Annotated in this window: 21 protein-coding genes and 3 pseudogenes; 12 read left to right on the top strand and 12 right to left on the bottom strand. The window is 65.8% G+C overall.

The annotated features are described in order from the left end of the window. Positions 1 to 82: 82 nt before the first annotated feature. Genes A5767_RS01365 through A5767_RS01345 form a run of 5 tightly spaced genes read right to left on the bottom strand, consistent with a single transcriptional unit; the run spans position 83 to position 6,037 of the window. On the bottom strand, positions 83 to 1,129 hold the full coding sequence (locus tag A5767_RS01365) for an ABC transporter substrate-binding protein (RefSeq protein WP_071935002.1): 1,047 nt from the start codon (positions 1,127 to 1,129) through the stop codon (positions 83 to 85). Continuing rightward, on the bottom strand, positions 1,126 to 1,944 hold the full coding sequence (locus A5767_RS01360) for an ABC transporter ATP-binding protein (protein ID WP_052040130.1): 819 nt from the start codon (positions 1,942 to 1,944) through the stop codon (positions 1,126 to 1,128). Before A5767_RS01360 ends, A5767_RS01365 begins: the two co-directional genes overlap by 4 nt. After that, the gene (locus A5767_RS01355; protein WP_231913090.1) at positions 1,941 to 3,092 is read right to left on the bottom strand and encodes a FecCD family ABC transporter permease; all 1,152 of its coding nucleotides are present in this window, start codon (positions 3,090 to 3,092) and stop codon (positions 1,941 to 1,943) included. Before A5767_RS01355 ends, A5767_RS01360 begins: the two co-directional genes overlap by 4 nt. Beyond that, positions 3,089 to 4,837: a prolyl oligopeptidase family serine peptidase gene (locus tag A5767_RS01350; protein WP_064851479.1), complete on the bottom strand. Its 1,749-nt coding sequence runs from the start codon at positions 4,835 to 4,837 to the stop codon at positions 3,089 to 3,091. The genes A5767_RS01355 and A5767_RS01350 overlap by 4 nt, the downstream gene beginning before the upstream one ends. 3 nt (positions 4,838 to 4,840) lie before the next feature. After that, on the bottom strand, positions 4,841 to 6,037 hold the full coding sequence (locus A5767_RS01345) for a hypothetical protein (protein WP_033098200.1): 1,197 nt from the start codon (positions 6,035 to 6,037) through the stop codon (positions 4,841 to 4,843). Between the two features lie 115 nt (positions 6,038 to 6,152). Here A5767_RS01345 and amiA point away from each other — a divergent pair, with 115 nt between their 5' ends. From amiA to A5767_RS01315, 7 genes are all read left to right on the top strand, one after another. Beyond that, positions 6,153 to 6,251 (top strand): streptamidine family RiPP, encoded by a 99-nt coding sequence (gene amiA, locus A5767_RS23895; protein WP_016691944.1) that lies wholly within the window; start codon positions 6,153 to 6,155, stop codon positions 6,249 to 6,251. Positions 6,252 to 6,512: 261 nt separating this feature from the next. Then, positions 6,513 to 7,181 (top strand): hypothetical protein, encoded by a 669-nt coding sequence (locus tag A5767_RS01340; RefSeq protein ID WP_156665108.1) that lies wholly within the window; start codon positions 6,513 to 6,515, stop codon positions 7,179 to 7,181. A gap of 29 nt (positions 7,182 to 7,210) precedes the next feature. Next, a complete protein-coding gene (locus tag A5767_RS01335) occupies positions 7,211 to 8,161 on the top strand; it encodes a CocE/NonD family hydrolase (RefSeq protein ID WP_064851477.1) in 951 nt (316 codons plus the stop codon). A gap of 16 nt (positions 8,162 to 8,177) precedes the next feature. After that, on the top strand, positions 8,178 to 9,602 hold the full coding sequence (locus A5767_RS01330; protein ID WP_039587341.1) for a YcaO-like family protein: 1,425 nt from the start codon (positions 8,178 to 8,180) through the stop codon (positions 9,600 to 9,602). Positions 9,603 to 9,741: 139 nt separating this feature from the next. After that, entirely contained in the window at positions 9,742 to 10,689 is a 948-nt protein-coding gene (locus A5767_RS01325; RefSeq protein ID WP_156665107.1) for a hypothetical protein, read from the top strand. Further along, complete coding sequence (locus A5767_RS01320; protein WP_064851475.1) at positions 10,686 to 12,332, top strand: ABC transporter ATP-binding protein/permease; 1,647 nt, start codon at positions 10,686 to 10,688, stop codon at positions 12,330 to 12,332. Before A5767_RS01325 ends, A5767_RS01320 begins: the two co-directional genes overlap by 4 nt. Next, positions 12,329 to 14,017 carry an ABC transporter ATP-binding protein gene (locus tag A5767_RS01315; RefSeq protein WP_064851474.1) on the top strand — a complete coding sequence of 563 codons (1,689 nt, stop codon included), beginning with the start codon at positions 12,329 to 12,331 and terminating at the stop codon, positions 14,015 to 14,017. The genes A5767_RS01320 and A5767_RS01315 overlap by 4 nt, the downstream gene beginning before the upstream one ends. A gap of 181 nt (positions 14,018 to 14,198) precedes the next feature. Here A5767_RS01315 and A5767_RS01310 read toward each other — a convergent pair. Together A5767_RS01310 and A5767_RS01305 are read right to left on the bottom strand one after the other, a co-directional pair. Next, positions 14,199 to 14,929: pseudogene (locus A5767_RS01310) on the bottom strand (potassium channel family protein). 108 nt (positions 14,930 to 15,037) lie between these two features. Beyond that, positions 15,038 to 15,361: pseudogene (locus A5767_RS01305) on the bottom strand (integrase core domain-containing protein); the annotation flags it as partial. Positions 15,362 to 15,462: 101 nt separating this feature from the next. On the opposite strand from A5767_RS01305, the gene A5767_RS22895 reads away from it, so the two are divergent. Next, positions 15,463 to 15,837: a hypothetical protein gene (locus A5767_RS22895; RefSeq protein ID WP_071934997.1), complete on the top strand. Its 375-nt coding sequence runs from the start codon at positions 15,463 to 15,465 to the stop codon at positions 15,835 to 15,837. Here A5767_RS22895 and A5767_RS01295 read toward each other — a convergent pair. Continuing rightward, positions 15,812 to 16,063, bottom strand: coding sequence for a DUF6480 family protein (locus tag A5767_RS01295; RefSeq protein WP_019289476.1), 252 nt, complete (start codon positions 16,061 to 16,063; stop codon positions 15,812 to 15,814). The two genes, A5767_RS22895 and A5767_RS01295, sit on opposite strands and share 26 nt — an antisense overlap. A 230-nt stretch (positions 16,064 to 16,293) precedes the next feature. Between A5767_RS01295 and A5767_RS01290 the strand changes: the two genes are divergently transcribed. The 3 genes from A5767_RS01290 to A5767_RS01280 all read left to right on the top strand — a co-directional run bounded on the left by A5767_RS01290 (position 16,294) and on the right by A5767_RS01280 (position 18,652). Continuing rightward, the gene (locus tag A5767_RS01290; protein WP_064851472.1) at positions 16,294 to 16,539 is read left to right on the top strand and encodes a hypothetical protein; all 246 of its coding nucleotides are present in this window, start codon (positions 16,294 to 16,296) and stop codon (positions 16,537 to 16,539) included. 70 nt (positions 16,540 to 16,609) lie between these two features. Beyond that, positions 16,610 to 17,746 (top strand): cupin domain-containing protein, encoded by a 1,137-nt coding sequence (locus A5767_RS01285; protein ID WP_231913089.1) that lies wholly within the window; start codon positions 16,610 to 16,612, stop codon positions 17,744 to 17,746. A gap of 66 nt (positions 17,747 to 17,812) precedes the next feature. Beyond that, positions 17,813 to 18,652, top strand: coding sequence for a sucrase ferredoxin (locus tag A5767_RS01280; protein WP_064851471.1), 840 nt, complete (start codon positions 17,813 to 17,815; stop codon positions 18,650 to 18,652). Positions 18,653 to 18,682: 30 nt separating this feature from the next. On the opposite strand, the gene eat is transcribed toward A5767_RS01280, so the two are convergent. Further along, positions 18,683 to 20,137, bottom strand: coding sequence for an ethanolamine permease (gene eat / locus A5767_RS01275; RefSeq protein WP_064851470.1), 1,455 nt, complete (start codon positions 20,135 to 20,137; stop codon positions 18,683 to 18,685). A gap of 286 nt (positions 20,138 to 20,423) precedes the next feature. Here eat and A5767_RS23890 point away from each other — a divergent pair, with 286 nt between their 5' ends. Beyond that, positions 20,424 to 20,831 carry a VOC family protein gene (locus A5767_RS23890; RefSeq protein WP_331712084.1) on the top strand — a complete coding sequence of 136 codons (408 nt, stop codon included), beginning with the start codon at positions 20,424 to 20,426 and terminating at the stop codon, positions 20,829 to 20,831. A 73-nt stretch (positions 20,832 to 20,904) separates the two neighbouring features. Here A5767_RS23890 and A5767_RS24075 read toward each other — a convergent pair. From A5767_RS24075 to A5767_RS01250, 3 genes and pseudogenes are all read right to left on the bottom strand, one after another. Further along, positions 20,905 to 21,048: pseudogene (locus A5767_RS24075) on the bottom strand (ANTAR domain-containing protein); the annotation flags it as partial. A 747-nt stretch (positions 21,049 to 21,795) separates the two neighbouring features. Beyond that, positions 21,796 to 22,611 carry an N-formylglutamate amidohydrolase gene (locus A5767_RS01260; RefSeq protein ID WP_082937558.1) on the bottom strand — a complete coding sequence of 272 codons (816 nt, stop codon included), beginning with the start codon at positions 22,609 to 22,611 and terminating at the stop codon, positions 21,796 to 21,798. Between the two features lie 438 nt (positions 22,612 to 23,049). Further along, on the bottom strand, positions 23,050 to 23,601 hold the full coding sequence (locus A5767_RS01250) for an NADPH-dependent FMN reductase (RefSeq protein WP_064851466.1): 552 nt from the start codon (positions 23,599 to 23,601) through the stop codon (positions 23,050 to 23,052). Positions 23,602 to 23,681 lie beyond the last annotated feature (80 nt).

Genomic DNA, 23,681 nt, shown 5'->3' with positions numbered 1-23,681 from the left:
ACCCGCACGGGTGCCGCGCCGCAGACCGGCTCGATCGACTGCGTTCGGTTCCCGAGCAGACTGAACAGTCATGTCAAGGTCCTTACCTCTGACTGTGGAAGGCGTCCGGGTAGAGCCGCTCCGCGATGGTTTCGACCGCCTCGACGTTGCCGATGGTGCCGGGATAGAAGTCGCTCTGTGGGACGCCGATGAGCAGACCGTCCCGAACCGCTGTGACGTTCGGGAATGTGGCGCGCAAGTATTCGAGCACCTGCTGTTCCTGCTTGTCGCTGGTGGTGCCGAACACAATGGCGTCGGGGTTGCGGCTGATGATCTCTTCAGGGTTGATCTCGGCCGAGAAGAAGTCCGCGAACTCCGGGGCGTCCGGGTCGAAGACGTTCTCGCCGCCGGCGGTGCGGATGATGTCGTACTCGATGCCCGCACCGATCGCACCGAGAACGTTCCCCTCGACCCAGACCTGGGCCACGGTCACAGGCTCTTCTCCTCTGATCGACTCTTCGACGGCCTCGAGGCGGTTCTGCGCGCCCTCGGCGAGCGCATCGGCCGCGTCGGCAACTCCGAGGATCTGCCCGAGGTTGGCGATGTCGATGAACAGGTCGGTGACTTGTGCGCTGGAGCGACGGTCCGCGCATCCGCCGGTGGCAACGTAGGCCTGGGCGCCGTTTTCGGAGAGTTGTTCGATGCTGGCGTAGCCCTGCTCGGCGGTGAACTCGTACTCGGTGGGCGAGACCACCAGATCCGGTGAGACCGTCAGGAGGTCCTCACGAGCCGGAGGCGTGTCCGTGCTGAGCACAGGGACGTCGGCAGCACGACCGGCGACGTCGTCAGGGAGTTCTGAGGTGCTGACCTGGGCCTGGCCGACGAGCGTGTCCTGGGCTCCGAGGCGCAGCAGCAGATCGGTCTGGGACGGCATCATGCCGACGACCCGAGTGGGCGGTTGCTCGAAGGTGAGCTCGCGCCCGCAGTTGCTGAACGTCACCGTCTCGCGCGTGCCTTCGGAAATGCCACTGCCGGTGGATGTCACGCTCGTGCCGCAGGCAGTGAGCAGAAGTGATGCGAGGACGAGAAGACCGACACCAGCGGTCAGGCCTTTACTCGCTGGTCTCGGGTTGCTGGAAAGAGAGTTCATCGGATGGGGATTTCCTTTCTCAGGGTGATACCGGCTTCATCGGCGGTGCGTACGCGCTCGTCGAAGACGAAGTGCCGTTGTCCGGTACGCGGGTGGACGACCGAGGTGGACTCGACATGGAAGACCGAACGGATGAGGTCGACGTCGAGCACTTCGTCGGGGGCTCCGTAGGCGATGAGCCCTCCGTCTGCGAGCACACCGATCGCGTCGCAGTTGCGAGCCGCGAGGTTGAGGTCGTGGAGGGCGACAAGTACTGTGCGCTCGGTCGTGCGCACAAGGTCGAGCAGCTCGAGCTGATGGGCAATATCGAGGTGATTCGTCGGCTCGTCGAGAATGAGCACCGGCGTGTCCTGTGTGAGCGCCCGGGCAAACAGCACGCGCTGCCGCTCACCGCCGGACAGCTCCGAGAACGCTCGAGATGCGAGGTGACCGGCGCCGACCTGGGCAAGCGCGCCCAGCGCGAGCGCGATGTCCGAGTCCGAGTCACGTCCGAAGCCCGCCCCGTGCGGGATGCGTCCGAGGAGTACAAGATCGAGGACGGGGATCTCGAATTCTTCGCTGTGCTCCTGCGTCATCACCGCCACCCTCTGCGCGAGCTGGCGGCGGGTGAGGGCGGCCAGCGAGGCATTGTCGTAGCGCACCGTCCCTGCTGATGGGATGTCGATTCCGGAGAGGGCGCGCAGCAGAGTCGATTTCCCGCTGCCGTTCGGCCCGAGCAGGCCCAGAACCGTGCCGGAAGGGACCTCGAAGCTGATGTCGCGGAGGATGTCCCGGTCTCCTCGGCGCGCGCCCAGTTGGTCGACGGTGACTCTCATCGGCTCATACCCAGCCGGTCGGCGCGGTCGCGGCGCAACAACCACAGGAAGAACGGGGCGCCGACCAGTGCGGTGAGCACTCCGAGAGGGACCTCCGCAGGTGCGGCCAGCGTGCGTGCCAGCAGGTCGCAGGTCGTGAGGAACACCGCTCCCCCCAGGACTGCGACCGGCAGCATCTTGCGGTGATCGGAGCCGACGATGATGCGGGCCACGTGCGGCACGACCAGGCTCACGAACCCGATGCCGCCGGAGACTGCCACCACCGCGCCGGTCAGAAGCGCGGCGGCGATGAGGACCGTGGCGCGCAACCCGTTGACGTTGATGCCGAGTGAGGTGGCCGCGTCGTCGCCGACGAGCAACGCGTTGAGCGCACGCGCACGGGTCGCGGCGAAGATCGCAACCGCGATCAACGCGATCACCGGGAGGAGCAACTGTGGCATCGTCGCCGCCGAGACGGAGCCGAGCAGAAAAAACATGATGCTGTACACGTTCTGTGCATCGGTTGAGATCGTCAGGTAGCTGGTGACTGCGCTGAACAACGATCCGAGAGCAACCCCTGCCAAGATCAGCCGTTGTGGAGCGATTCGACCGCCCTTGCACGCCAGGAGGTACACCGCACCCGTCGCGATCCCCGCCCCGATGAACGCTGATGCCCCGATACCGAGCGAACCGATCCCGATGCCGAGCACGATGTACGACACGGCCCCGACGCCGGCACCCGCCGAGACTCCGAGGATGTACGGCTCGGCGAGCGCATTGTGCGCCACGGCCTGGATGAGCGCTCCCGCCAGCGCGAGCGACGCACCGGTCAATGCCGCGAGAACGGCACGCGGAAGCCGGAACTGCCACACTGCGTTGTCCTGCATCGTCGTCAGCGAGCCGTCCGTCATCCACGGCATACCCGGCACCAGATGTCCGACAAGGATCTTCACGGCGTCCATCGCAGGTACCGCGATCGTCCCCACGCTCACGGACAACACGAGCATCACCACTAGGAGCACCGACAACGACGGCACCAGGATCCGCACCGCCAGCGCGCCCCTTCGGCGGGGGACGTGCGCGGCAGCGGCTGTGTCATGACCGGCCGCAGCTGAGAGGGAAACGGGCGGCTGCGGCGTTGCCGCAGCCGTCGAAATATCCGGTGTCATGCGTGTCGTCCTTCGGAAGAGCGGGTGCGTCGGGTGGTGTGTGCAGCGAAGCTGAGAAGCACCGAACCCATCGAGTGCAGACTGTCGAGATGATTGGAGCCGTGACCGGCGTGCGGTGCTTCCCACACGAGTGCTTCTGCTCCCGCTTCTCGGAGAACTGAGGCCAACGCATAGCTGTCATCGGGATTCACGCGCGAGTCCTCGGCGAGCACGATCCCGAGGAATCGCGGCAGCCTGTGCTCCGGGTCGATCATCTTCGCGCGGTGCAGCGGTGATATCGCACGAAGTTCCTGCGTGCCTTCGGGACTGCTCGTATCACCGAACTCGTCGAGCCAGATTCGGCCGAGCGGGTGCTTCTCGAGGGAGAGCAGATCCAAAGGTGCTGCCGTGGTGGCGAAGCCCGTGCATATTCCGCGATGGTCGAGAGCGCAACTCGCCACCACGGTTCCGCCGTGAGAAGCACCGGCGAGCACGAGCAATTCGGGGTTCGTCAAGTCTGCGCCGGCCAGACCACGAGCAGCGTCGGCAAGGTCATCGATCCCTCGCCGCTTCCCGGCGCCGTAACCGGCCCGACGCCACTGCTCACCGTGCTCCCCACCGCCACGGATGTGTGCTGTCGCGTATCTGCCCCTGGACTCCACCCACGCGGGAATCGTCGGTTCGAAGACGGGAAGGTCAGGGACTCCGAAGCCGCCGTAACACGTCAAAATGGTCGGGGCCGGGCCGGTGAGCCCTTTCGGAGAGGTGACGACGACCGTCAAAGTCTCCCCATCATCTGCCGCGAACTCGTGCCGCACAGTCTCGAAGTCTCCGGCGACCGTCGCCGCGCCACCGCCGCGGGTGCGCTCGTCGACGGTTACCACGTGCGGAGGCACTGCCGGTGCTTCGATTACGACATACGTTCTGCCGCCGTCGGCGCCCAGATCCGTGATCGATGCGACCGACCCGCCGCTATTCACGGGCCATTCGTCGATCACGGTTCCGTGTGCGAGTCGCAGTAGCACGCTGGCGCCGGCGCGAACCGCGCTCGCATGAACCGTGTCCCCGGTGACGGTGACGGCGGTCAGCCGCACCGCAGGGTCCATCCATCGCCATCGTTCCACCCCCGAATGCGCGTCGAGCACGTGCAACGCATTGCCCCCATACACGAGGACGTCGCCGTCGTTGATTCCGAATACACCCGTGATCGATGGGAAGGAACCGAGACGCGCACTGTTGTCGAGGCGGATCAATCGGGTCGGGCTCGCTGGTCGACTCTCGGCGAGAAGCATGTGGATGCCGGCAGAGAAGAGTCTGCATCGTGCATCACCGGCGACCGGTTCGACGGTGACTTCGTCGTGGACGACATCGACCTGCACGAGCCGTTGAGGGGAACGAGCAACCACTGCCAGCGACCGGGCGTCCGGAGTCCATTGCATCGGTTCGTAGCGGCAATGGATGTCGTTGTAGTGGCGGAGATTTCCGGAGGTGGTATCGAGCACGGCGAGAACCCCGTCTTCGTCTGCCCGCTCCGCGAGCTGAAGGGCGATGCGGCGGCCGTCAGGCGCCGGCGACATCGCCAGGATGTGCGCGTCCGGTTCGAAGATCGGTTGCTCCGATCCGGCGACGTAGATTCCGCGTGTGCGTCTGCCGGGCAAGCGGCTGAGTACGAACCCCGTGTCAGGTGTGCCGGGGCGGCCGTACTGTTCCCAACGTGCGAGCGCGGCATCGAGAGCATCGTTGATCGGGAAAGAGGATGAGGTCACGACTCAGCGGCCCATTCCGTCGTGAGGGCCTCCCGGCCAGAACAGCAAGCCCCCCTCGTCCACGGGGGTGGGAACAGTGACGGTCTCGAACGATCGGTCGGCGATCAGGTGGAGTTCGCCGTCCCCGCCGCGTGTGACGGCAACAGTGTCACCGGCGGGGGCAAGGGCGACGGCCCTGCGTTGCGCCGGTGCGTCACCGACCGGATCCCAGGGCAGGCGTCCCGGTGTCGGAGGGGCACTCATGTCGGGCAGTGACAGCTGCCGGTGAATGCGTAGCTGCGGTCTCTGCCGTTCGAAGATCGTAAGTTGGTCGCCGTCCGGATGGATCGTTGCGACTGCAGCGCGGGTGCGTGCCAGCGCGAAGCGAAAGGCAAGTCCCGGGGGCAGTGATGCGTGAGCGGTTCGGCCGGTGGTGAGATCGATCTCGACGAGGTGGTTCGTCCATTCCGCCCATGCAGTCGGGTTCGCCGGGCCCCCGCGCACAACACCTAGGGCTTTTCCTGCGTCGGAGTCCATGCGCAGGTAGAACGCACGACCGGGTACCGGCCACGGTACGATCCCCAGTGGCACAGGAACGCCCGCTTCCACCGCGAAGCGCTCGAGACCTCGGCTCGTCGCGGTGGCGAAGATTCCGGTCCGCGCATCTGCGACATCGCCATGCCCGTCGTCCGCGACCTCGGTCATCGCTCCGCGCAGGACGGGAACGTGGGGACCGACCCTGAGCGCTGCCGCGAGCGCGAGCGCCTCAATCGCCCCTGGCGAGCGATGCCGGAGGACGATGAACGGTTCACCGGTCGCTCGATCGCGGACGAGGCCCGCGCCGGGTTCGCCGATGCGTGAGCGGAACCGCCTGGATGTATTCGTATCGAGGTCGACGACTGTCACGACGTCACTCCACGGCTCGGAATTGGCACCGAAGCCTGTAGTTGCCACTACGTATCGTCCGCTCGGGTCACTTGCGATGTGTTCCACAGGCGTTGCGACCGGAACCGTCGCTGCGACGCCCTGTCGCACCACAATGAGTTCGCCGCGCAGATCATCGGCGAAGGCGTGCCCTCCCGATGTTCCCCCCAGGGAAAGAACCCCTGCGTGCTCCGCTGCGTGCCCGCGCCCGGGCCCGTGGAGCGTCGCTGTCGTATCGCTGATGCCGTACACGCGATCGGCGCGGTAATCGACGAGCACGAGCTGCGAAGGTCTCATGCGTCCACATACTATTGATTCTGACAATCGTTTTCAATTATGCTCCGGTCGTTCGCCTCGCGGACACGGCCACCCCATCCGGTGCGGCCGACAGAACACACGAAGGAGAAGTCCCATGGACAAGCAGATCCTCGCCGAGATCGAAGAGACCGAGCAGCTGGCCCACCTGTCGGCCACGCACTCGAACGCACTCGTCGAGAACCCGTTCGACTGACCTTCGCAGCACACACTGCACACGCCCGGTCGAGCAGCCCCGGTGGCTGCTCGACCGGGCTCGTTCGAAAGGCTGCCGATGTCCTCCAATTCTTCCGTTGTTGCGCTCCCTGGCGCTCCAGGCCATCTGATCGCCTCCAGGGACAACACAGTCACGCTCCGCACCACCGCGGGCACGCTCCTGCAGGTCCAGAACCCGCCGACCGATCTTCTTCCCGCACTGCACGATCCGGCGTCAGCGACCAAGACTGCCTGCACCTACGTGCAGCGCCTGAACGAGGAAGTCGCCGAACGCGACACCGCCGACATGCAGGCACGCTGGCCCGAAGCGCGACGTGCAGTCATCCTTACCGGAACGGGACCGATCGCCGACGACACCGCCGACGCGCTCCGCACGTGGGGAGCCACACCGTCGCGTTTCGCCACCACCCAAGAACTCTCGAGAGATCCGATTCTCCGCGACGAAACCTGCGCCGACGATCCGAGCCTGGTGATCTCATACGCGGACTCGCCGAACGAGCGCCAACATTGGGGACTGCTGGACGCACAACGTCGCCCGTCCGTCGCCTGGCTCCGCACATACCGAGAAGGCGACGTGTGTTTCGTGGACCCATTGACACTCGCTGCGGGCGACGCAACGGCCGACCACGTGCTACGGCGACGTATCGCCGCCAGCCTCACACCCACTGCGATGACCGAGTGGATCCACAACGCACCCGGTGCCACCACGGTGCCCGACACCTACGCCCGCGCCATGACAGTGAGCAAAGTCCTCACCGTCGCGCTTGCATGGGCGCAACAAGCGCCGACGCTGACACACCACCGCCACACACTCTGGAAACTCGTCCCCGCCACAGGCAGGACGACCGAACATCCGATCCTCGGATACGAACCGCCATACCTCCCCGACCAACCGCAGGCCACGGCATGACCCCGCCACCACTCCCCCGGTTACACACCATGACGACCTCGGACGACATCCGCCTCGGCGGCCTGTTGTGGGAGATCGACGACGCCGCCGGGATCGTCCTGCTCCGCACCCCGTACGACGCCCGGCGTCACACCGAGACCGGCCGATCCTGGGCAGGCCGCGGATACCACTGCCTGATCCAGGACGTACGCGGACGGTATCTTTCGTCCGGCGAATGGGATCCGTATCAGCATGAGACCATCGACGGCGCCGAGGTCATCGCGCAGCTCCGCGCGCACTTCCCGGGTCTACCGCTCATCGCATTCGGGGCCTCGTACGCTGCACATGCAGCACTCGAAGGCGCGTACGGCGCGATGCGGCACGAGCAATCAGCCCCCGACGGGATCATCGTGCTGGTGCCGGCACTGGGATTGGCAGAGACGGCATGGAATCCCGACGGTGCCCCTCAGATCGAACATCGCATCGCGTGGTGGCACGAGCACGGCATCGGCCCCCGATCGCGGAAGCCGCTGCCCCCTGACGAGCTCGCCACCCGCGTTCGCCGAACCGAACAAATCGGCGTGATCTCAGCCGCCCGCGAATGGTCCTGGCCGGCAGCCGTGTTCGAGCGCTGGGAACGTCTCTGGACTGCGACGCACCTCAGCGTGCGCACCCGCTACGCAGAACTGATCTCACCATTGCTCGTCGTCACCGGAGCACACGACTTCTTCGACGCCGATGCCCGCCGCCTGGCCGCTTCCTGGCCGAGCGACAGTCATCTCGTGACCGGCCCGTGGGGGCATCGTCTCGCCGCAGACCTCACTGACCCCCACACGCGCGAACAACTCGACAACAGCGGAGGCATCGGGGGCATCATCGACGGCTGGCTCCGCACCCACACACCCTTCGCTGCACGGCTCGGCCGGCTCGAGCCCGCTCGTTACGTTTCTGCTTTCGATCCGGACAGCGGCAGCTGGCAGCAGAGCAGAACGGCAGCATGAGCAGAAAGGACCGCCCATGAACCCCCGAGACAGCGGCAAGAATTCACACAGCAGCGACCTCACCGTCCACGAGCTCCCTACACTGCCGGTCGAGTCACTGGTCGACGCAGAGTGCGGTGTCATCCGATCCGTACGCGCCGTTCCACACCCCGACGGCGCCCCCACCGCCTACCTGGGACTGACCGCGTCGGTAGCGGATGCTCGCCAGCTCGGGGAATGGCCCGCCGATCGCGTCTCGCTCGGCACGTCATTCGACGACCCGGACATTGCGCGGATCGCCGCGATCGCCGAGGGCGTCGAACGGTACTGCGGCAACTGGCTTCCCGCCGAGCTCCCTACCGAACAGTTCAGAATCGCTACATACGCAGACCTGCTGTCCGACGACAACGCCCCACTTCCACTCGACGACCTCCCCACATTTGCGTCGTGGCAGTACCAGCGATCGCGATTTCCCTACGCACCGTTGACGGAAACCACTCCCACGCTGTGGACCCGGTGTCAACGCACGGACGGTGAACACGCCTGGATCCCGGCGTCATTGATCTACCTGAACTGGCGGCAGTCGAGATTCCGACACCTGCCGCGAACGCATCACCTGAACTATGCAGGGATCGCTACCGGTCAAGGCGCCGACGATGCCCGGGACCGAGGTGTTCTCGAAGTCATCGAACGCGACGCACTGGAAGTCTGGTGGCACCTCGACGGGCCGACATACGGCATCGACCCGGACAGTGTTCCTGGCCTGCGTGACGATCTCACCGGGGGCAACTTCGAGGTGTCACTCGTCGCCATGCCTTCCGAGTTCGCTCCCGCTGTCGCCGCTCTCCTCCGCGACACGAAACGAGGGATCTACGCCGCCGGGTTCTCCGCTGCACTCGATCCGGACCGGGCCGCACGCAAGGCCGTCCTCGAAGCCGTGCATACCTGGGTCTACACCCAAGGTTGCACCACAGCCGACGGCTGGGTGTTCCGTGCAGTCGAACAGGGGCTCATGGCTCGCGGCCTCTACCTGGACTTCCGCAGCGACGCGCGCTACCTCGACGATGTCGGGGAACAGTTCGAGCATGTCGTCGACCTCGGCGCTCACGTACAGGTCTGGCTCGATCCGAGGGCCCGCCGCCACGCTCGACGCTTCACAGCCCCCGCACTCGGGATTCGGGCCATCGACGAAATGCCGACGGCCACGATGGCGGATATCTACGAACGGCTCGCCTCGCACGGGCATCAGATCTTCACGCGAGACGTGACCACCGCTGACATCCGGCGTACACCTCTACGCGTCGTGCGTACCTTCATCACCGGTCTCGTCCCGAACGCCCCGGCCGCATTCGCCTACTTCGGCATTCCCAGATTCCGAGCAGCCGCGCAGAATCGCGGCTGGCGCTCGACCTGGGAAGACAACGTCAACGACTTCTCACTCCTACCCCCTCCGCACATGTAGGCCCGCGATGACCACCTCGAATCGACCAGCGCACCCATCCGCACCGAACGAACCCGGTAGCAGCATCGGCCTCCCGACGACGCTGGCGATGTCATTGACGGCACACACCCCCGGAGCCCCCCTCGCCCCAGGACCGCGGATGAACCCGTGGCGCCGATTCGGTACTCCATGTGTTCCCACAGAAGGACGAATCGAAGAGCTGCTCTGCGCCTTGTGGTACCCGGGCGACTGGCACCTCCGCGACGACGGCAGCGTCACAAGTATCGCGCGCCGGCCCATCCCGTCAGCCGGCGCGACATACGCGGTGCATACTCACGTGATTGTCGGCGGGGATGGAACCGACGGCCTCGATCCAGGCCACTATGCGTACGACCACGACAAAGGACAGCTTCTTCGCAGAGACAACGCCAGGGAAACCGCGGCGGGCTGGGAACTACCGCGCAGCCCTTCCCCAGGCTCGCGGTTGGTGTTCAGTGTGCAGCCAGGCCGTAGCTTCGGCCGATACCGGCACCGCGCGTGGCCGCTGTGGATCGCCGATGCCGCATATGCGCTGGAGGCGGTGCGCTTTCTTCTCGACACGGACTTCCCCACCGTCTTCGGCCCAGGGCCGGAGATCCGTGCACAACTCGGCGTGCCACCTGCTACCGAGACGTCCGCCTGGCTCTCTCGGGGCCTCGTACCCGAGATTCCGCTCGTCTCCATCGAACTGCCCAGCAACTGGGACATCGCCTCACAGCGGAGACATGCGCTTGCGCGGCGACGCTCACCGAAACTTGCCGACTTCGTACGAAATCCGGTCCGCGACACCAACGCCGCACACCTCGCCGAACTCGCAGGCCAGGCCTGGATTGCCCATGCCGACCGCATCGAGACATGGAAGATCATCCCGAGTGCCTCAGCCGAGACCATCTACGACGCCCTCTGGCATGCCCATCGCGCCGCCGCCCGGCTGTGCTACGACGCCGCGCTGTCCCAGAAAGTGAGATGCCGGCCTGTCTCCGGAATCCCTGCTGCGGCAGAGAGCTGGACGGTGCACGCAGTGGCAATGCTCGACGGCGTCGAGAATAAGGAGGAAAAGGCCGAATGATGATCGTCCGCGAGCTGTGGCGTGAAGCGAGGCACTTCCCCGGATTGCTCGCCGGGAGCGTGCTGCTTGCTCTGCTGGTGTTCGCCAGTTATGTCGGCCAAGCGGTCGCGATCGCGTGGGCACTGACCGCGACGCTCCAGGGCACCGGCCCTACGGTGATCATCGCGCTGGCATCTGTCACAGGGCTCGCAGTTGCGCGAGTGCTGCTGGTGGTGGCGCAAGATTCGGTCTCGGCGCGTCTCGGAGGCCTGGTTCGTCGAGAATTGCGGCATCGAGCAATCCGGTCGGCGTTGACCGCAGAACGGTTGCACGATGCGGGAACCCGCGACGGCTCCATTCGCGTCGCGCTCAGCGACGGCATCGATGGGACGGACACGTACGTCTCGAAGTACATCCCTGCCGTTGCTCTGATCCTCATAGCATGCCCGTGCATCGTCGTTGCTCTCGCGGTACTGAACCCCTGGGCGGGTTTGTGGGTCGCGGTCGCCGTGGTCATGGCTCTGGCAGGACCGCTTGCGTGGAAGACGATGATGTCGCGCCGGGGCCTCGAGCATTGGGACTCCTATGAAGCACTGAGCGCGGACCTGCTCGAGTCGCTTCGAGGCATGGCGACATTGCGTGCACTCGGCGACGTGCCCAGCACCCGGCAGCGGATGCACGAGCGATCGGAGGCGCTGCGCACGGCAACCGAACGGGTGATGCGAGTGTCCCTGGCAGAGACCGGCGTAACGGATTTCGCGATCCAGGCAGGTACCGTCGCCGCGGTCATGACGGCGATCGTCCACGCCGCGACCGGGCAACCCCCGGCGTTCGAGGTCTACCTGATTCTTCTGCTGTCCTCGGAAGCGTTCCGCCCGATCCGTGACCTGTCCCGCTACTGGCACGCCGGGTTCCTGGGGCTGACCGCGGTGCCCGGCCTGCACCGCTTGGGCGCGTTCGATTCGCCCGACAACGGTTCGGGTACGTGTGTCGTCGAACACGGAAGGTCCGGCAGGAACATACAGTGCCTGCAAGCTCGAGGACTGCGATACCGCTACCCAGGCTCCGACACCACGGTGTTGGAGAGTTTGGATATGACGGCACATCGGGGCGTACTCACGGCGATCATCGGTCCGTCCGGGGCCGGCAAATCGACGTTGTTCGACGTGCTCCTCGGCTTCCTGACACCCGAGTCGGGCACAGTCGAACTCGACGGCAAGTCCCTGCGCGCCGGAGACATCGCCGTCGTGTCGCAACGCCCCGTCCTGTTCACCGGAACGATCCGCGACAATCTCACCGTCACAGGCGAAACGACGGACGCCGACCTTGTGGACGCGTGCCGGGCAGCGGGCATCCTCGACGAGATCCTGGCCTTACCGTACGGTTTCGACAGCCGCGTCGCCGAAGCCGGCCTGAGCCTGTCCGGCGGTCAGCGGCAGCGTCTCGCGCTCGCACGCGCCCTGCTGACACGGCGTCCGGTGCTCCTCGTCGACGAGCCCACCAGTGCGCTCGATCCCGCACGCGCCGCTGAGGTAATGGAAACGCTCCGACATGCTGCGGCAGATCGGATCGTCGTGATGATCACGCACCGGCCCGAAAGCCTGTCCGGTGTCAACGAGCAGTTCCGGCTCGAGCACGGCCGGCTGGAAAGGAAACTCGTTTGAGCATCCGCAGCTCCCTCCATGCGTTCCGCGCGCTACTTCCCGCACTGCGCCCCGAGTACCGCGGCATGCTCGCCAGCTATCTCACCGGCACAGCCAGCGCCCTCGTCCTTGCTGCGCTGGGCGTTCTCACCGCCTGGGGTATCGGACATACGGTCGTCGAACGCACCGTCCCCGGCGCGACGTGGTGGGTTGCTGTAACCGTTCTGGTGCTGGTCCGCGCTGTTCTGACCTGGCAGGAGATGAACGTCTCGCATGCCGTTGCCTACCGGGTGCTGGCTCGGCTGCGCATGGCGCTGTTCGACTCGTACGCACGCAGCGTGCCCGGACGCCGTCGTGAACACTCGGGCCGCGCGGCCGCGGTCGCGATGGACGACATCGAAAAGCTCGAGTTCTTCTACGCACACACACTCGCCCAAATCGCCACATCACTCACGGTGTTCATCTCTTCATTCGCCACGGCGTTCATCTTCCTGCCGTCCGCCGCGTGGATCATGCTGGCCGGAGCTGTACTCATCGCGGCCACCGCACTGGTCGCGCGACACCGGATCCAGCAGCTGGGTGATGCGGAGCAGCGACTGCGCGCGGACCTTTCGACGCAGATCGTCGATGCACTCGGATCGCTCCGAGAAGTCCTCTCCTACGAACTGGAAAGCAAGGTTGTCGCTGACACCCTTAACACGACGGAGCGGGCTACCGACGTCACCCGGCACCAGGGAAAGCTGACACAATTCGTTACCGGACTCCGCGAAGCGCTCGTCACCACGACCATCATCGGTGTCGTCCTTGTCGGTGCTTATGCGACCGGAGCGCTGGGCGGCGCCGCGACCGGAAACTTGCAGCTTGCGCTGCTCCCCTCGATGGTCGCTCTCACCCTCGCCGGTGTCTCGGCGGTCTCTGACGCTGCGACCACGCTCACGCAGCTCCATCCCCTCACGGCCAGCGCCGGACGCGTCCACGACGTCCTCCGGCGCGAGCCGGTTGTTTCCGAGCCGCCCTGCCCGCGCGCGATCCCCGACGGGCCGCTCGGACTGCGAATCCAGAACCTGTCGTTTACCTACGATGACCGTGCCATGGCGGTAGGTGGCTGGTCTGTCGAAGTGCAACCGGGAGAACACGTCGGTCTCACCGGGGCTTCGGGAGCGGGCAAAAGCACGATCATCGCGCTGGCCGCACGGCTCTGGGAACCCCTGTCAGGAACGATCGAGCTGTTCGACGATCACGGCGAGCGCGTTCCGCTCCAGGACGTTGACGATTTTGCGCTCCGGCAGAGCGTCGCGCTGGTGGATCAGGAGACCACACTGTTCCATGGCACCGTGCGAGACAACCTGCTCCGCGGGGCAGGCCCGGTTTCGGATGACGAACTTCTCCGGATACTCGAACGCGTCGAAGCGGACGGGTGGGCCGGTCTCGACAGCGAGATCGGGCAGGGAGGGATCACTCTCTCCGGTGGGCAGCAGGCGCGCCTTGTCCTTGCCCGAGCGCTTGTTCGTCGGCCGCGGATCCTTCTCGTCGACGAAGTCACTGCCAGCCTCGATCCCGAGACCGAACACGCGATCTCCGGTGTTCTTGCCAACTACCCGGGCACCGTTGTAATTGCCTCGCACCGGGACGAAACCCTTCAGCGCATGCACCGGGTAGTCCCGATCCGATCTGCAAGTGAAGCCATCGCGTCACCGGCACGATAGGTAACGATCAGCTCGTGGTTCGGCCGCGCGGCGATGCGCGCCGCGCAGTCGACTCTATGGTCGACCCGGTTCAGCCCCTGATCGCCGGACGGCGGGGTCCCAGATTCCCGTCTCATCACCGCACAGTGCATCGTCATCGAAGTTCCCATTGCGGTTGCCGCAGGATCTGGTCCGGGCGGGGTCAATTCGCCACCAAGCGCAGATACAGCAATCTGTCATCAGCGACGATGACGCCGAGCTCGGGAGAACCCACCCGGATCAGCCGTCCGTAACGGACGACCCCGAGCACGATGACGGGCAGCTCCCGCGGCGAAAGGCCGAGCTCGTGCGGCTCCACACCGCGTTCAGAGACGGCGAACCCATCCTCGGGAGTCAACAGGTCCTCGATCATCTCCATCACCGTGGGAGTGGCAGGGGCCAGGCCCAGCAACCGGCCCGCCCGTCTCAGCGGACACCACGACCGTATCGGCACCAGACTGGCGCAGCACATGGCCCCGGCCAAGTGCAACACATCCGACTTGGTGGCCGAGCCCTGTACGGTCACCAGACCCTGCCGCGATGAGGAAGAACGCTCGCAGCGGCGTGATGACCAGGATGTTTACCAGCCGCGCCTGCGGGGTGAGCGGAGTGATGTCGCCGTAGCCGGTGGTCGACAGCGACACGGTGGCGTAGTAGACGCAATCCAACAGCGGCAACGGGGTTGTCCTGTACGTCGCGGTAGCCGTCCCGACCCGGATACACCACGATCACCGCCGCGGTCAGCGCGGCCAGGGCGTAACCGATGCGGCGCACGATCGCCCGGCCCGGGCTGGTCTGTTCCTCCGGGACCCGCAGCACCCCGACCAGAGCGAAGTCGGGACGGTCGGTGAGGGTATCCGAGCGTCGCAGCGGCACCCGCAATCTACTGGGCATCGACGGTCGGATCTGTCGATCGGACGGTGAAAAGCGCTACCCACGGCATGGTCATCAGCGTCTACGTAACCCTGATACTGAACCATCCCGGGTCTCATGCACACATTGTCATTTGTGTGCGACCGGTTGATCGGCACGGTGTTCAGCGTAGTACTTGGCTCCATACTCGGCCGGTGGGATCCGCCCAAGGCGGTGCATGAGCCGGCCGGTGTTGTACCAGTGCACCCACGCCGAGGTGGCTTCCTCGACGTCACTGACAGTGCGCAGCGGGCCCTTGCGGAACGGGGAATCGTCGGCGATGCACTCGGCCTTGTAGAGCCCGATCGTCGTCTCTGCGAGGGCATTATCGTAGGCATCGGCCACCGACCCTATCGACGGCCGAATCCCTTGCAGGAACAAGGTTTCCTCGAACCGAAGAGCCGTATACTGGGCGAGTTCAACCGGTCGATGCAACACCGGGCTACTGCAGGGAGCGTAGCTGCTCGGCGAAGACCTCGGCCGGGGTTCGCCAGCCGAGCACCTTGCGTGGCCTGTTGTTGATCGCCGGTCTGCAGGCAGTCAACTACGACGACAAGCTCGACGCTCGGTGGATGTCGCTGGTCACCGATCTCGACGGTCAACTGGCAGCGCAGATGAGCAGGGACTCCGACGCCGGGGCGATCACTTCGCTCTCGGACGACCATGAGGGTCTTGTCACGACGCTGACCGACATGATCGTCATGGCGTTCTCGAGGACCGATCGAACCCGCCGTCGCATCGAGTCGACTGATACGGCGGCGTGCTATCGCCTTCGTGGCGTGATGCGACCGGTCCACGCCCCTCTCTACTACCGGGAGGCAGTTCGCTTTTCCGCTACCTCTTCACCTTCGTTTCGTCGCGCGCTCAGAACAGCCCGACTGCTCGGATGATCAGACCGACGGCCACCACCAGGACCACGATCACCACGATCGCGATGGCGATGAGGGCCCCGGCACTGCGGCGCTGCGGCGGTTCGTGTTGCGGACCGCCCACAGCAGTCTCGGCGGGCGGAGTATCTCCGGGCGACACCCCGCCTCCGGGTTCGAGACCAGGAGTGTTCGCGGGATCAGGGTTCTGCGGGTCGAACTCGGACGCGTCGGGATTCTCGTCAGCCATACTCTCCTGTACCCGATTATCGGCGAGCAACGCGTCGACTTTTCTTCTTCGCAGCGCCGCACCTGCGAGTGCGCGGGGTACAACGTCTGGGACAACGGTTCGATGATCCCGGAATCGACGTGGCCGCCGATACGCCGGGATAAGCTGACAACGGCCGAACAATACACCGCTGCAGGCTCCGGGAGCCGGTAACACCGCTGCTCCCAAGCCTTTTGACCTCGGGAGGAATCATGACCGACCCACAGCAGGATCCGAACAAGGACGAAGGTGAGGAGGGCCCGGCGGACGGCGGTGCAGCCGGCGTCCCGGGCGTTCACGACGGTGGCGCTGACGGAGGTGCCGACGGGGGCGCCGACAGCGGTGGCGACGGCGGAGCCGACGGCGGCGTCGATGGTGGAGCCGACAGCGGCGGTGACGGCGGAGCCGACGGCGGGGCTGACGGAGGTGCCGATGGCGGAGCCGACGGAGGCAGCTAGGTGTGAGGACTCCTCATATCGCATCCAGGACTCCGGCGTCGAAACGGACGCCGGAGTCCTGGAAACACGCTTGATCGACATCGGTCGGGAGAAGTTCGCGTCCGAAATCTGGGGACGTGCACCACTGCTGACGCGTCGCGCCGGCACATTCACCGACCTGTTCTCCGTCGAGGCAGTCGATGAACTCATCTCGCGACGAGGACTTCGCACGCCCTTTCTTCGCGTCGCCAAGGACGGGACGACACTGCCGGACTCGTCGTTCACCTCCCCCGGCGGTGTCGGAGCGACCATCTCCGACCAACTCGACGACACGATGCTCTGGCGCAACCTCGCCGACGGTGCCACCCTCGTCCTGCAGGCACTGCACCGCACGTGGGAACCGATCTCGCAGTTCGGCACCGCTCTGAGCGACGAACTCGGACATCCCGTCCAGGTCAACGCGTACATCACTCCACCTCGGAACCAGGGGTTCAGCCACCACTACGACGTCCACGACGTCTTCGTCGTGCAGATCGAGGGAACGAAGAGGTGGGTGATCCACGAGCCCGTCCACCCGGCGCCGCTACGCAATCAACCCTGGACCGATCATCGCCCCGCTGTCGCCCGAGCCGCGACAGAGCCGGCGTGCATCGACACGGTGCTCGAACCCGGCGACTGCCTCTATCTGCCGCGAGGCTGGATCCATGCCGCCGAGGCCCGAGGGGAGATCTCCATCCACCTCACCGTCGGCATCCATACGTGGACGCGTCACGCACTTGCCGAGCATCTGACCCGAGCAGCGCTCACTGCGCTCGGCGACGATCCTGAGATGCGCGGTGCACTACCCATGGGCATCGACGATCCGGATGACGAGATCACTGCTGTACGTGAGCATCTCATCGCCGCACTGGCCGAGGCGGACGCCACCTCCCTGTTCCACCGTGCCCGGCGGGAGCAGGCGCGTCCGGCACCGCTGGGGCCGCTCGCCCAATTCGCCGCCGTCCACGATCTCGGCCCCGACACCACGGTGAAACTCCGCAGCGCGCTGTATGCGCGTCTGGAAGGTTCACACCTGGTCACGCGCGTCGGCCGCGTCACCGTGGCGGACGATGAAATGCCGTCTGTCACGCGCCTGCTCGACGGCGGATCCCACCCGACGAAAACCCTCGGGACCGACCTGGTCGAACGGCTGTTGCGCGCAGGGATCCTCGTCCCCGCGGAACAGTGACGGTGCACTGTGGCCTCAGCCGAACGCTTCTTCTGCGCAGACAGTGCCCGACAGCGGGGTGATCCGATGGCCGGCACGGCCCCACGCGGATTCGTTTGGATCCTCGTCGAATATCGGGGCAGATGGCCGGTGAACGGGTTCGAGGGGCTCGATCTCGACGCCGCGACCAAGACGGCCGTGTTCTCCGCCGCGCAGGCGGCTCGCGCACGCATACTGCTGGTCAAGCGCCCGGGCCGTCGTCGCCGCGGAGGACACGACCATTGGGCGGTGCTCCGCCGCGAGACCTCGGGCGCGGTGCGTCAGCAATGGGGAACGTGGGATCGCGAGGAGGATCTGACACAGATCGTCACCGCCCTCGAGACACCCGGCGACCTCGGTGGCCCCTCCGTCCTCCTGGTCTGCGCTCACGGTCACCACGATCCGTGCTGCGCTGTGCGTGGACGGCCGGTCGCGCGCGCTCTGGCCGAGCGCTGGCCCGACCAGGTGTGGGAATGCTCGCACGTAGGCGGAGACCGGTTCGCCGCCAACGTCGTCGTCGTACCCGACGGCGTCTACTACGGCGGTCTCGACGCCGAATCGTCCGTCCTCACGACCGAAGAACACTTCTTCGACCGGATCCACCACCACCATCTACGCGGCTACACCGACATGTCTCCGCCTCAGCAGGCCGCGCTCGCTGCCACGCTCCGACGCTTCGGTCCGGCCGGGCGCAGTGATTACACGGTCGCCGAGAGTGTCCGCGAGGGTGATCTCTGGCGGATCCGGCTCGCCGGTCGTGCACCACACCCGGAGCGTGTCGACGTCGAACTGCGGGCCCATCGCACTCCCCCGTGCCGATTGACCTGCCGTGGAGCGCCGACGGCTTCGGTCATGGTCTATGAACCCACCTCGGTCCGCACGCTGTGAGCACACGGCCGTGCGGACGGCTTCAGGTCGTCACCCCAGCTCTTCCTCTGCCTTCGCGAGGGCCGCGAACTCCTCGTCCGGGGAGTTCGCGACGAGGTGGTGACGGCTGTAGAGACCGAAATAGGCCATGAATGCCGCAAACGCGGCGAACGTCCACAGAGCCGCGACGGGATCGACGAGGAAGGTCGCCATCACAGCGGCGGCAGCGATCACCAACGCGAACGATGTCGTGACGACACCACCGGGCGTGCGGTACGGACGCCGCATCCCGGGCTCGCGCACGCGCAGCACGATGTGGCTGACCATCATGAGTACATAACTCACGGCGGCACCGAAGACCGCCATGTTGAGGAGCATCGCGCCCTCACCGGTCAGCGACAGGACGAAACCGATCACGCCGGGAACGATCAACGCGAGCATGGGTGCCTTGCGGGAATTCGTCACCGACAGGCTCGTCGGTAGGTAGCCGGCGCGGGACAGCGCGAAGGTCTGCCGCGAGTACGCGTACATGATGGAGAAGAAGCTGGCGATCAGCCCGGCGAGCCCGATGTAGTTGACGACCTTGGCCGCGGTCCCGTCGCCCAGCGCCTCGACGAGGGGGTTGCCCGAGGTCGACAATCCCTCGGCACCCAACGCACCGGTCGCCAGGAACAGCACGGTCGCTCCGGTCAGCAGGAGCACCAGCATGCTGGAGATGATGCCGCGGGGCACGTTCTTCTCCGGCTCGCGCGCTTCCTCCGCAGCGAGAGGAACGCCCTCGATCGCCAGGAAGAACCAGATCGCGAACGGAACTGCGGCCCAGATACCGAAGTAGCCGAACGGCAGGAAGCCCGAGGCACCGACGGCATCGGTCGGCGTGATGTCCGTGAGATTGTGGGACTCGAACAGTCCCACCGCAGCGATCGCGAAGATCACGAGTCCGACGAGTGCGATGGCGGTGATGACGAACATCGCCTTGAGCGCTTCGCCCGCACCGGTGAGGTGGATGCCGATGAAAATGGCGTAGACAGCGAGGTAGATCCACCATCCGTCGGTGATCCCGAAGATGTTCAACGATTCGACATAACTGCCGATGAACGTCGCGATGGCCGCAGGTGCAATCGCGTACTCGATGAGAATGGCCGTGCCGGTGGCGAATCCACCCCAGGGGCCGAGCGCGCGGCGGGCGAAGGTGTATCCGCCACCCGCGGCCGGAAGGGCCGACGACAGCTCGGCCATCCCGAGCACCATCGCGAAGTACATGCCCGCGATGACCACGCCGGCGATGAGCAGGCCGCCGAATCCGCCTTCGGCGAGTCCGTTGTTCCATCCGGCGTAGTCACCGGAGATGACGTAACTGACACCGAGCCCCGCAAGGAGCACCCACCCGGCGGTTCCTTTGCGCAGTGAACGTTTTTCGAGGTACTCGCTCTTCTCCGCGTGGAAGTCGGCGCCGTCGTGGTGCTTACGGGTTCCCGAACTCTTCGATGGTTCTACGACTGCCATTCCGTCTCCCTGAGGCGATCGGTTCGTACGGCGGCGCCACGCCGCCACGGTGGTGGAACGTCGCGCGAGCCGCTGCCGGTGTTCATGAGCTACCCCCCAGGTAGTGGAGAATCGCGCAACGAGATGGAGTGCCGCCGTGTGACTCGGATGATCCAGCATCCTCCCGGGCGAACAGGGTGTCTGTTCGTTTCTCGAGTATCGGAGAAGACTGTTGCAACTCTGTTGCGAGCCTGTAATGGAACGCGCGGTTACGTAGCCTGCGGGCGGTCCCCTACCAACCGACGACATGTGGAGGATTCGAAGTGACTGCGCTGCTGTGGGCGGTAGCGATCGTGGCCGTGGCTGCGTTCGGATGGGGCGCATCGGTGGTGTAGCGGGCTCATCGAAGTGTCGTGCGCCGATCCGAGGGTCCGCTCTCGGCCACGGGGCGTACCCGCATGGTGTCGGTCAGGCAGGTACAGGTCACCTTCGATTTCGTCGGACCCGAGCGAAGGCTGCGAAGAATCGGGTGCATCTCGATGTGCGCGTCGGCACAGGCTTGGAGAGCGACGAGCGACTGTCTGCTCTGCAAGCGGAGTCCGACCGACTGGTGACGCTCGGCGCTGCGCAAGTGAAGGTTCTGCACGCCGACGGTGTGGACGAGTCCTGCATCGTCGTGCAGGACATCGAAGGCAACGGGTTCTGTCTGGACTGAGCCCGTATACCTCGAAGTTCCGTGATCCGACAACCGATCGCAGAGAAGCGGTGTGGTCCTCGACGATTCGCTGGGCAATTCGAGCGACGGCGACGTTGAGATCCTGTGACAGCGTCCGCAGCATCACGAAGGCGCGGGCGGCATCGACACCGCAGCGCTGCATCAGAAGACCTTTGGCCTGGCCGATGGTGTCTCGGGTGCCCAACGCCGAGCGCAGATGCAGCTCCGCGCGTGCAGCAGTGAGCTCGGCGGCCGCCTGCGCCGCCAGTGCGATGCCCAGCGCTACCGCGGCACCGTCGAAGGCCTGCGGTTTCGATGCGAACAGGTTCAGCGAACCGGCAATGTCGGTGCGGGTGTGGAGTTGGAAGGACAACACGCTGCCGACCCCGACCATCAGGGCTTCTTCCGTGAACTGCGGCCAGCGCATCTCGGATCGGAGGTCGCTGCTGTAGACCACGCTCGTGACCCCGGCAGCGTCGATGCAGGGACCACCGGCGTCGCGTTGGATCCGACCGAGTTCCCGGGACAACGACGAGGTCGCTCCGTGGGATTCGAATGTGTCCTTGCCGATGAGGACGATGTCGGCGCACTCGACCCCGGCGATCGTCACCGCGGCGGCCGGGGTCACCGCACGCAGTGCTTCACCGAAATCGTGCCGTCCGCTCGGCGGTCTTCATAGATCTCCAAGGCAGGGCCCCGGAAAGGTCGATTCGCAATGCCCTGAACTGGGGTTTTATGGGTGAGAGGCTGGTGGCATGAGGGTGTGACCCACAGGTTTGGATGGAGGTTGGCACTGGTGGTGACCGCGACGATCGCTGGCGGTCGGCGGCGGCGGCGAGACGGCGTTGCAGCCGCGCGCGTGTCGGGTTCTCGGCCAGGCGAGCACGGGCGGCGGCGACGCGCGCAAGCGGCGCGGTCGAGGCGTTGGCCCGCGCGCGGGGTGCAGCGCGGTCCGGGCTCGGGTCTACACATCAGCGGCCGCTTGCGCGGCGACCGTGTCGATCAGGGTGGCCAGGGCGCGGCCGAGCCGGTCGACGCGCGCAGCGTCGGGGGTGCCGGGGTCGGTGAGGTAGACGTCGCGGCGCAACTCGATCATCACCGACGTCACGCGCTTGTCGTGGCCGTAGTGGCGCAGCGGCACGTAACTTCCTGCGTAAGGGGTGTTCTCGGCGATCTCGTCGATCTCGGGCAGGGGCGCGAATGCGCCACGGGTCACCTCGATCAGCCGATCCGGGGTGTGGATCGGGTCGGTGCCGATGCACAGCGCGGGGCGCGCGGCGGTGTGGTCCTCGAACCCGGACGGTGTTGCCGGGTACGAGTGCAGGTCGATGATCACCGCGCGCCCACACGCGCGCAGACGATCCTCGACCGCGGCGGTGACCGCGTCCGCGTAGGGACGAAAATAACCGTCGAGCAGATCGGTGGTGCGCGGGTAGGGCTCGGTGCGCAGCGGCAGCCCGGGGCAGGTGCGGGTGTAGACCGCGCCCCGGCCGAACGCGGCGGCCGACTCGCTCGCGTCGGCGAACCGTTCGGGGTCGATCACCAGGCGTGAGAGCGTGTTGACCACGGTCGTCGGCCTGATCCTGGTGTGGCGCAGTGCTGCCGCTGCGATGCCGTCGGTGGCGGCGTCGGTTGATTCGTCGAGTTCGGCGGCCAGCTCGACATCGTTCAGAAGCAGATCCGCGCGCACCTCGGGCGGGATGACGCGCGAGGCGTGCGGGACGTGGATGAGCACCGGAGACCGACTGTCTCCCGGTGTGACGAGCGCTGAACTGGGCACGTGCACTTTCCCTTCTTGGTCTCACGGCGTCTTCGGGCACGACACACAGAACCCGAGACGCGAATTATCCTCGAGAAAGGCCGGATTCACCAAGGGGCGGATGTCGGTCAAGCATCGTGCGGATTGCGAGTGCGCACTGCCGGCTACCACGCGGACCCAGATCAGAAACGCGACCTCGATCCGGGTGGAGGTGGAACAGCCGGTTCGCTCGACCGCCTGCCGCGCCACCATCGACGATCCCGCGACGGTGGCGGCGACGAACTCGGCAGGAATACAACCCTGAGCACGATCGACCGCGCCTTGCCCACAGTGTTCGATACCGGGACCGCACCATCGAGATCGTCGTCCATATGAAATCGCGAGACCTTCGAATTGGCCCGGTTGTCACTCCAGTCAGCAACTGCGGCAACCTAGTTCAGCTGCCGAGCCCCCTTCTCCTCAGGCCGGTTCCTGTCGCGCACGTTCCAGGAGAACGAGCGCCGCCGATCGTAGTTCTTCGACCGCGGCCGGCGTGCCCACCAGTCCGTCACCCGAGAGATCCGCGACGGCCAGTGGAACATGGCGGCATGCGTCGTCGACGATGGCAGCTCCCGTGTACGTCAGGACCGTTTTGAGCGACGCGTGAGCACCCGCCGCTTTGGTGGCGTTCGCCGACACGTTGATCCAGGCTGTGGGCTTGCCGACGATCTCCATTCCGCCGACGGTCCAGTCCAGCAGATTCTTGAAGGAGCCGGGAAGAGCTCCGGCGTACTCGGGGGTGCAAATCAAGACCGCGGTGCTGTCTTCGATGCGCTTGCGCAGACGCGCGACGACTTCCGGCACCGCTGTGGCCTCGACGTCGGGGGTGAAGTGGGGCAGCGCGCCCATTTCGTTGTACACGGTGACGTCCACATCGGCGGCCAATTGGGTGGCTACCGTACGGATCGCCGAGCTGTTGATCGATCCTTCGCGCAATGACCCGGAAACGAGCAGGATCTGTGGGCTGGTCACTGGACACCATGCTTTCTACGGATTCTTCGGAGATGTGAACCTGACGGGGATCGAGGGTGACGGCCGGGGGTCGACTCAGG

The sequence above is a fragment of the Rhodococcus sp. 852002-51564_SCH6189132-a genome (assembly GCF_001665495.1).
Taxonomy (GTDB): Bacteria; Actinomycetota; Actinomycetes; order Mycobacteriales; family Mycobacteriaceae; genus Rhodococcus; species Rhodococcus pyridinivorans.
Note: the sequence above shows the minus strand (reverse complement) of the source record. Positions and strands in the feature narration are given on the sequence as shown.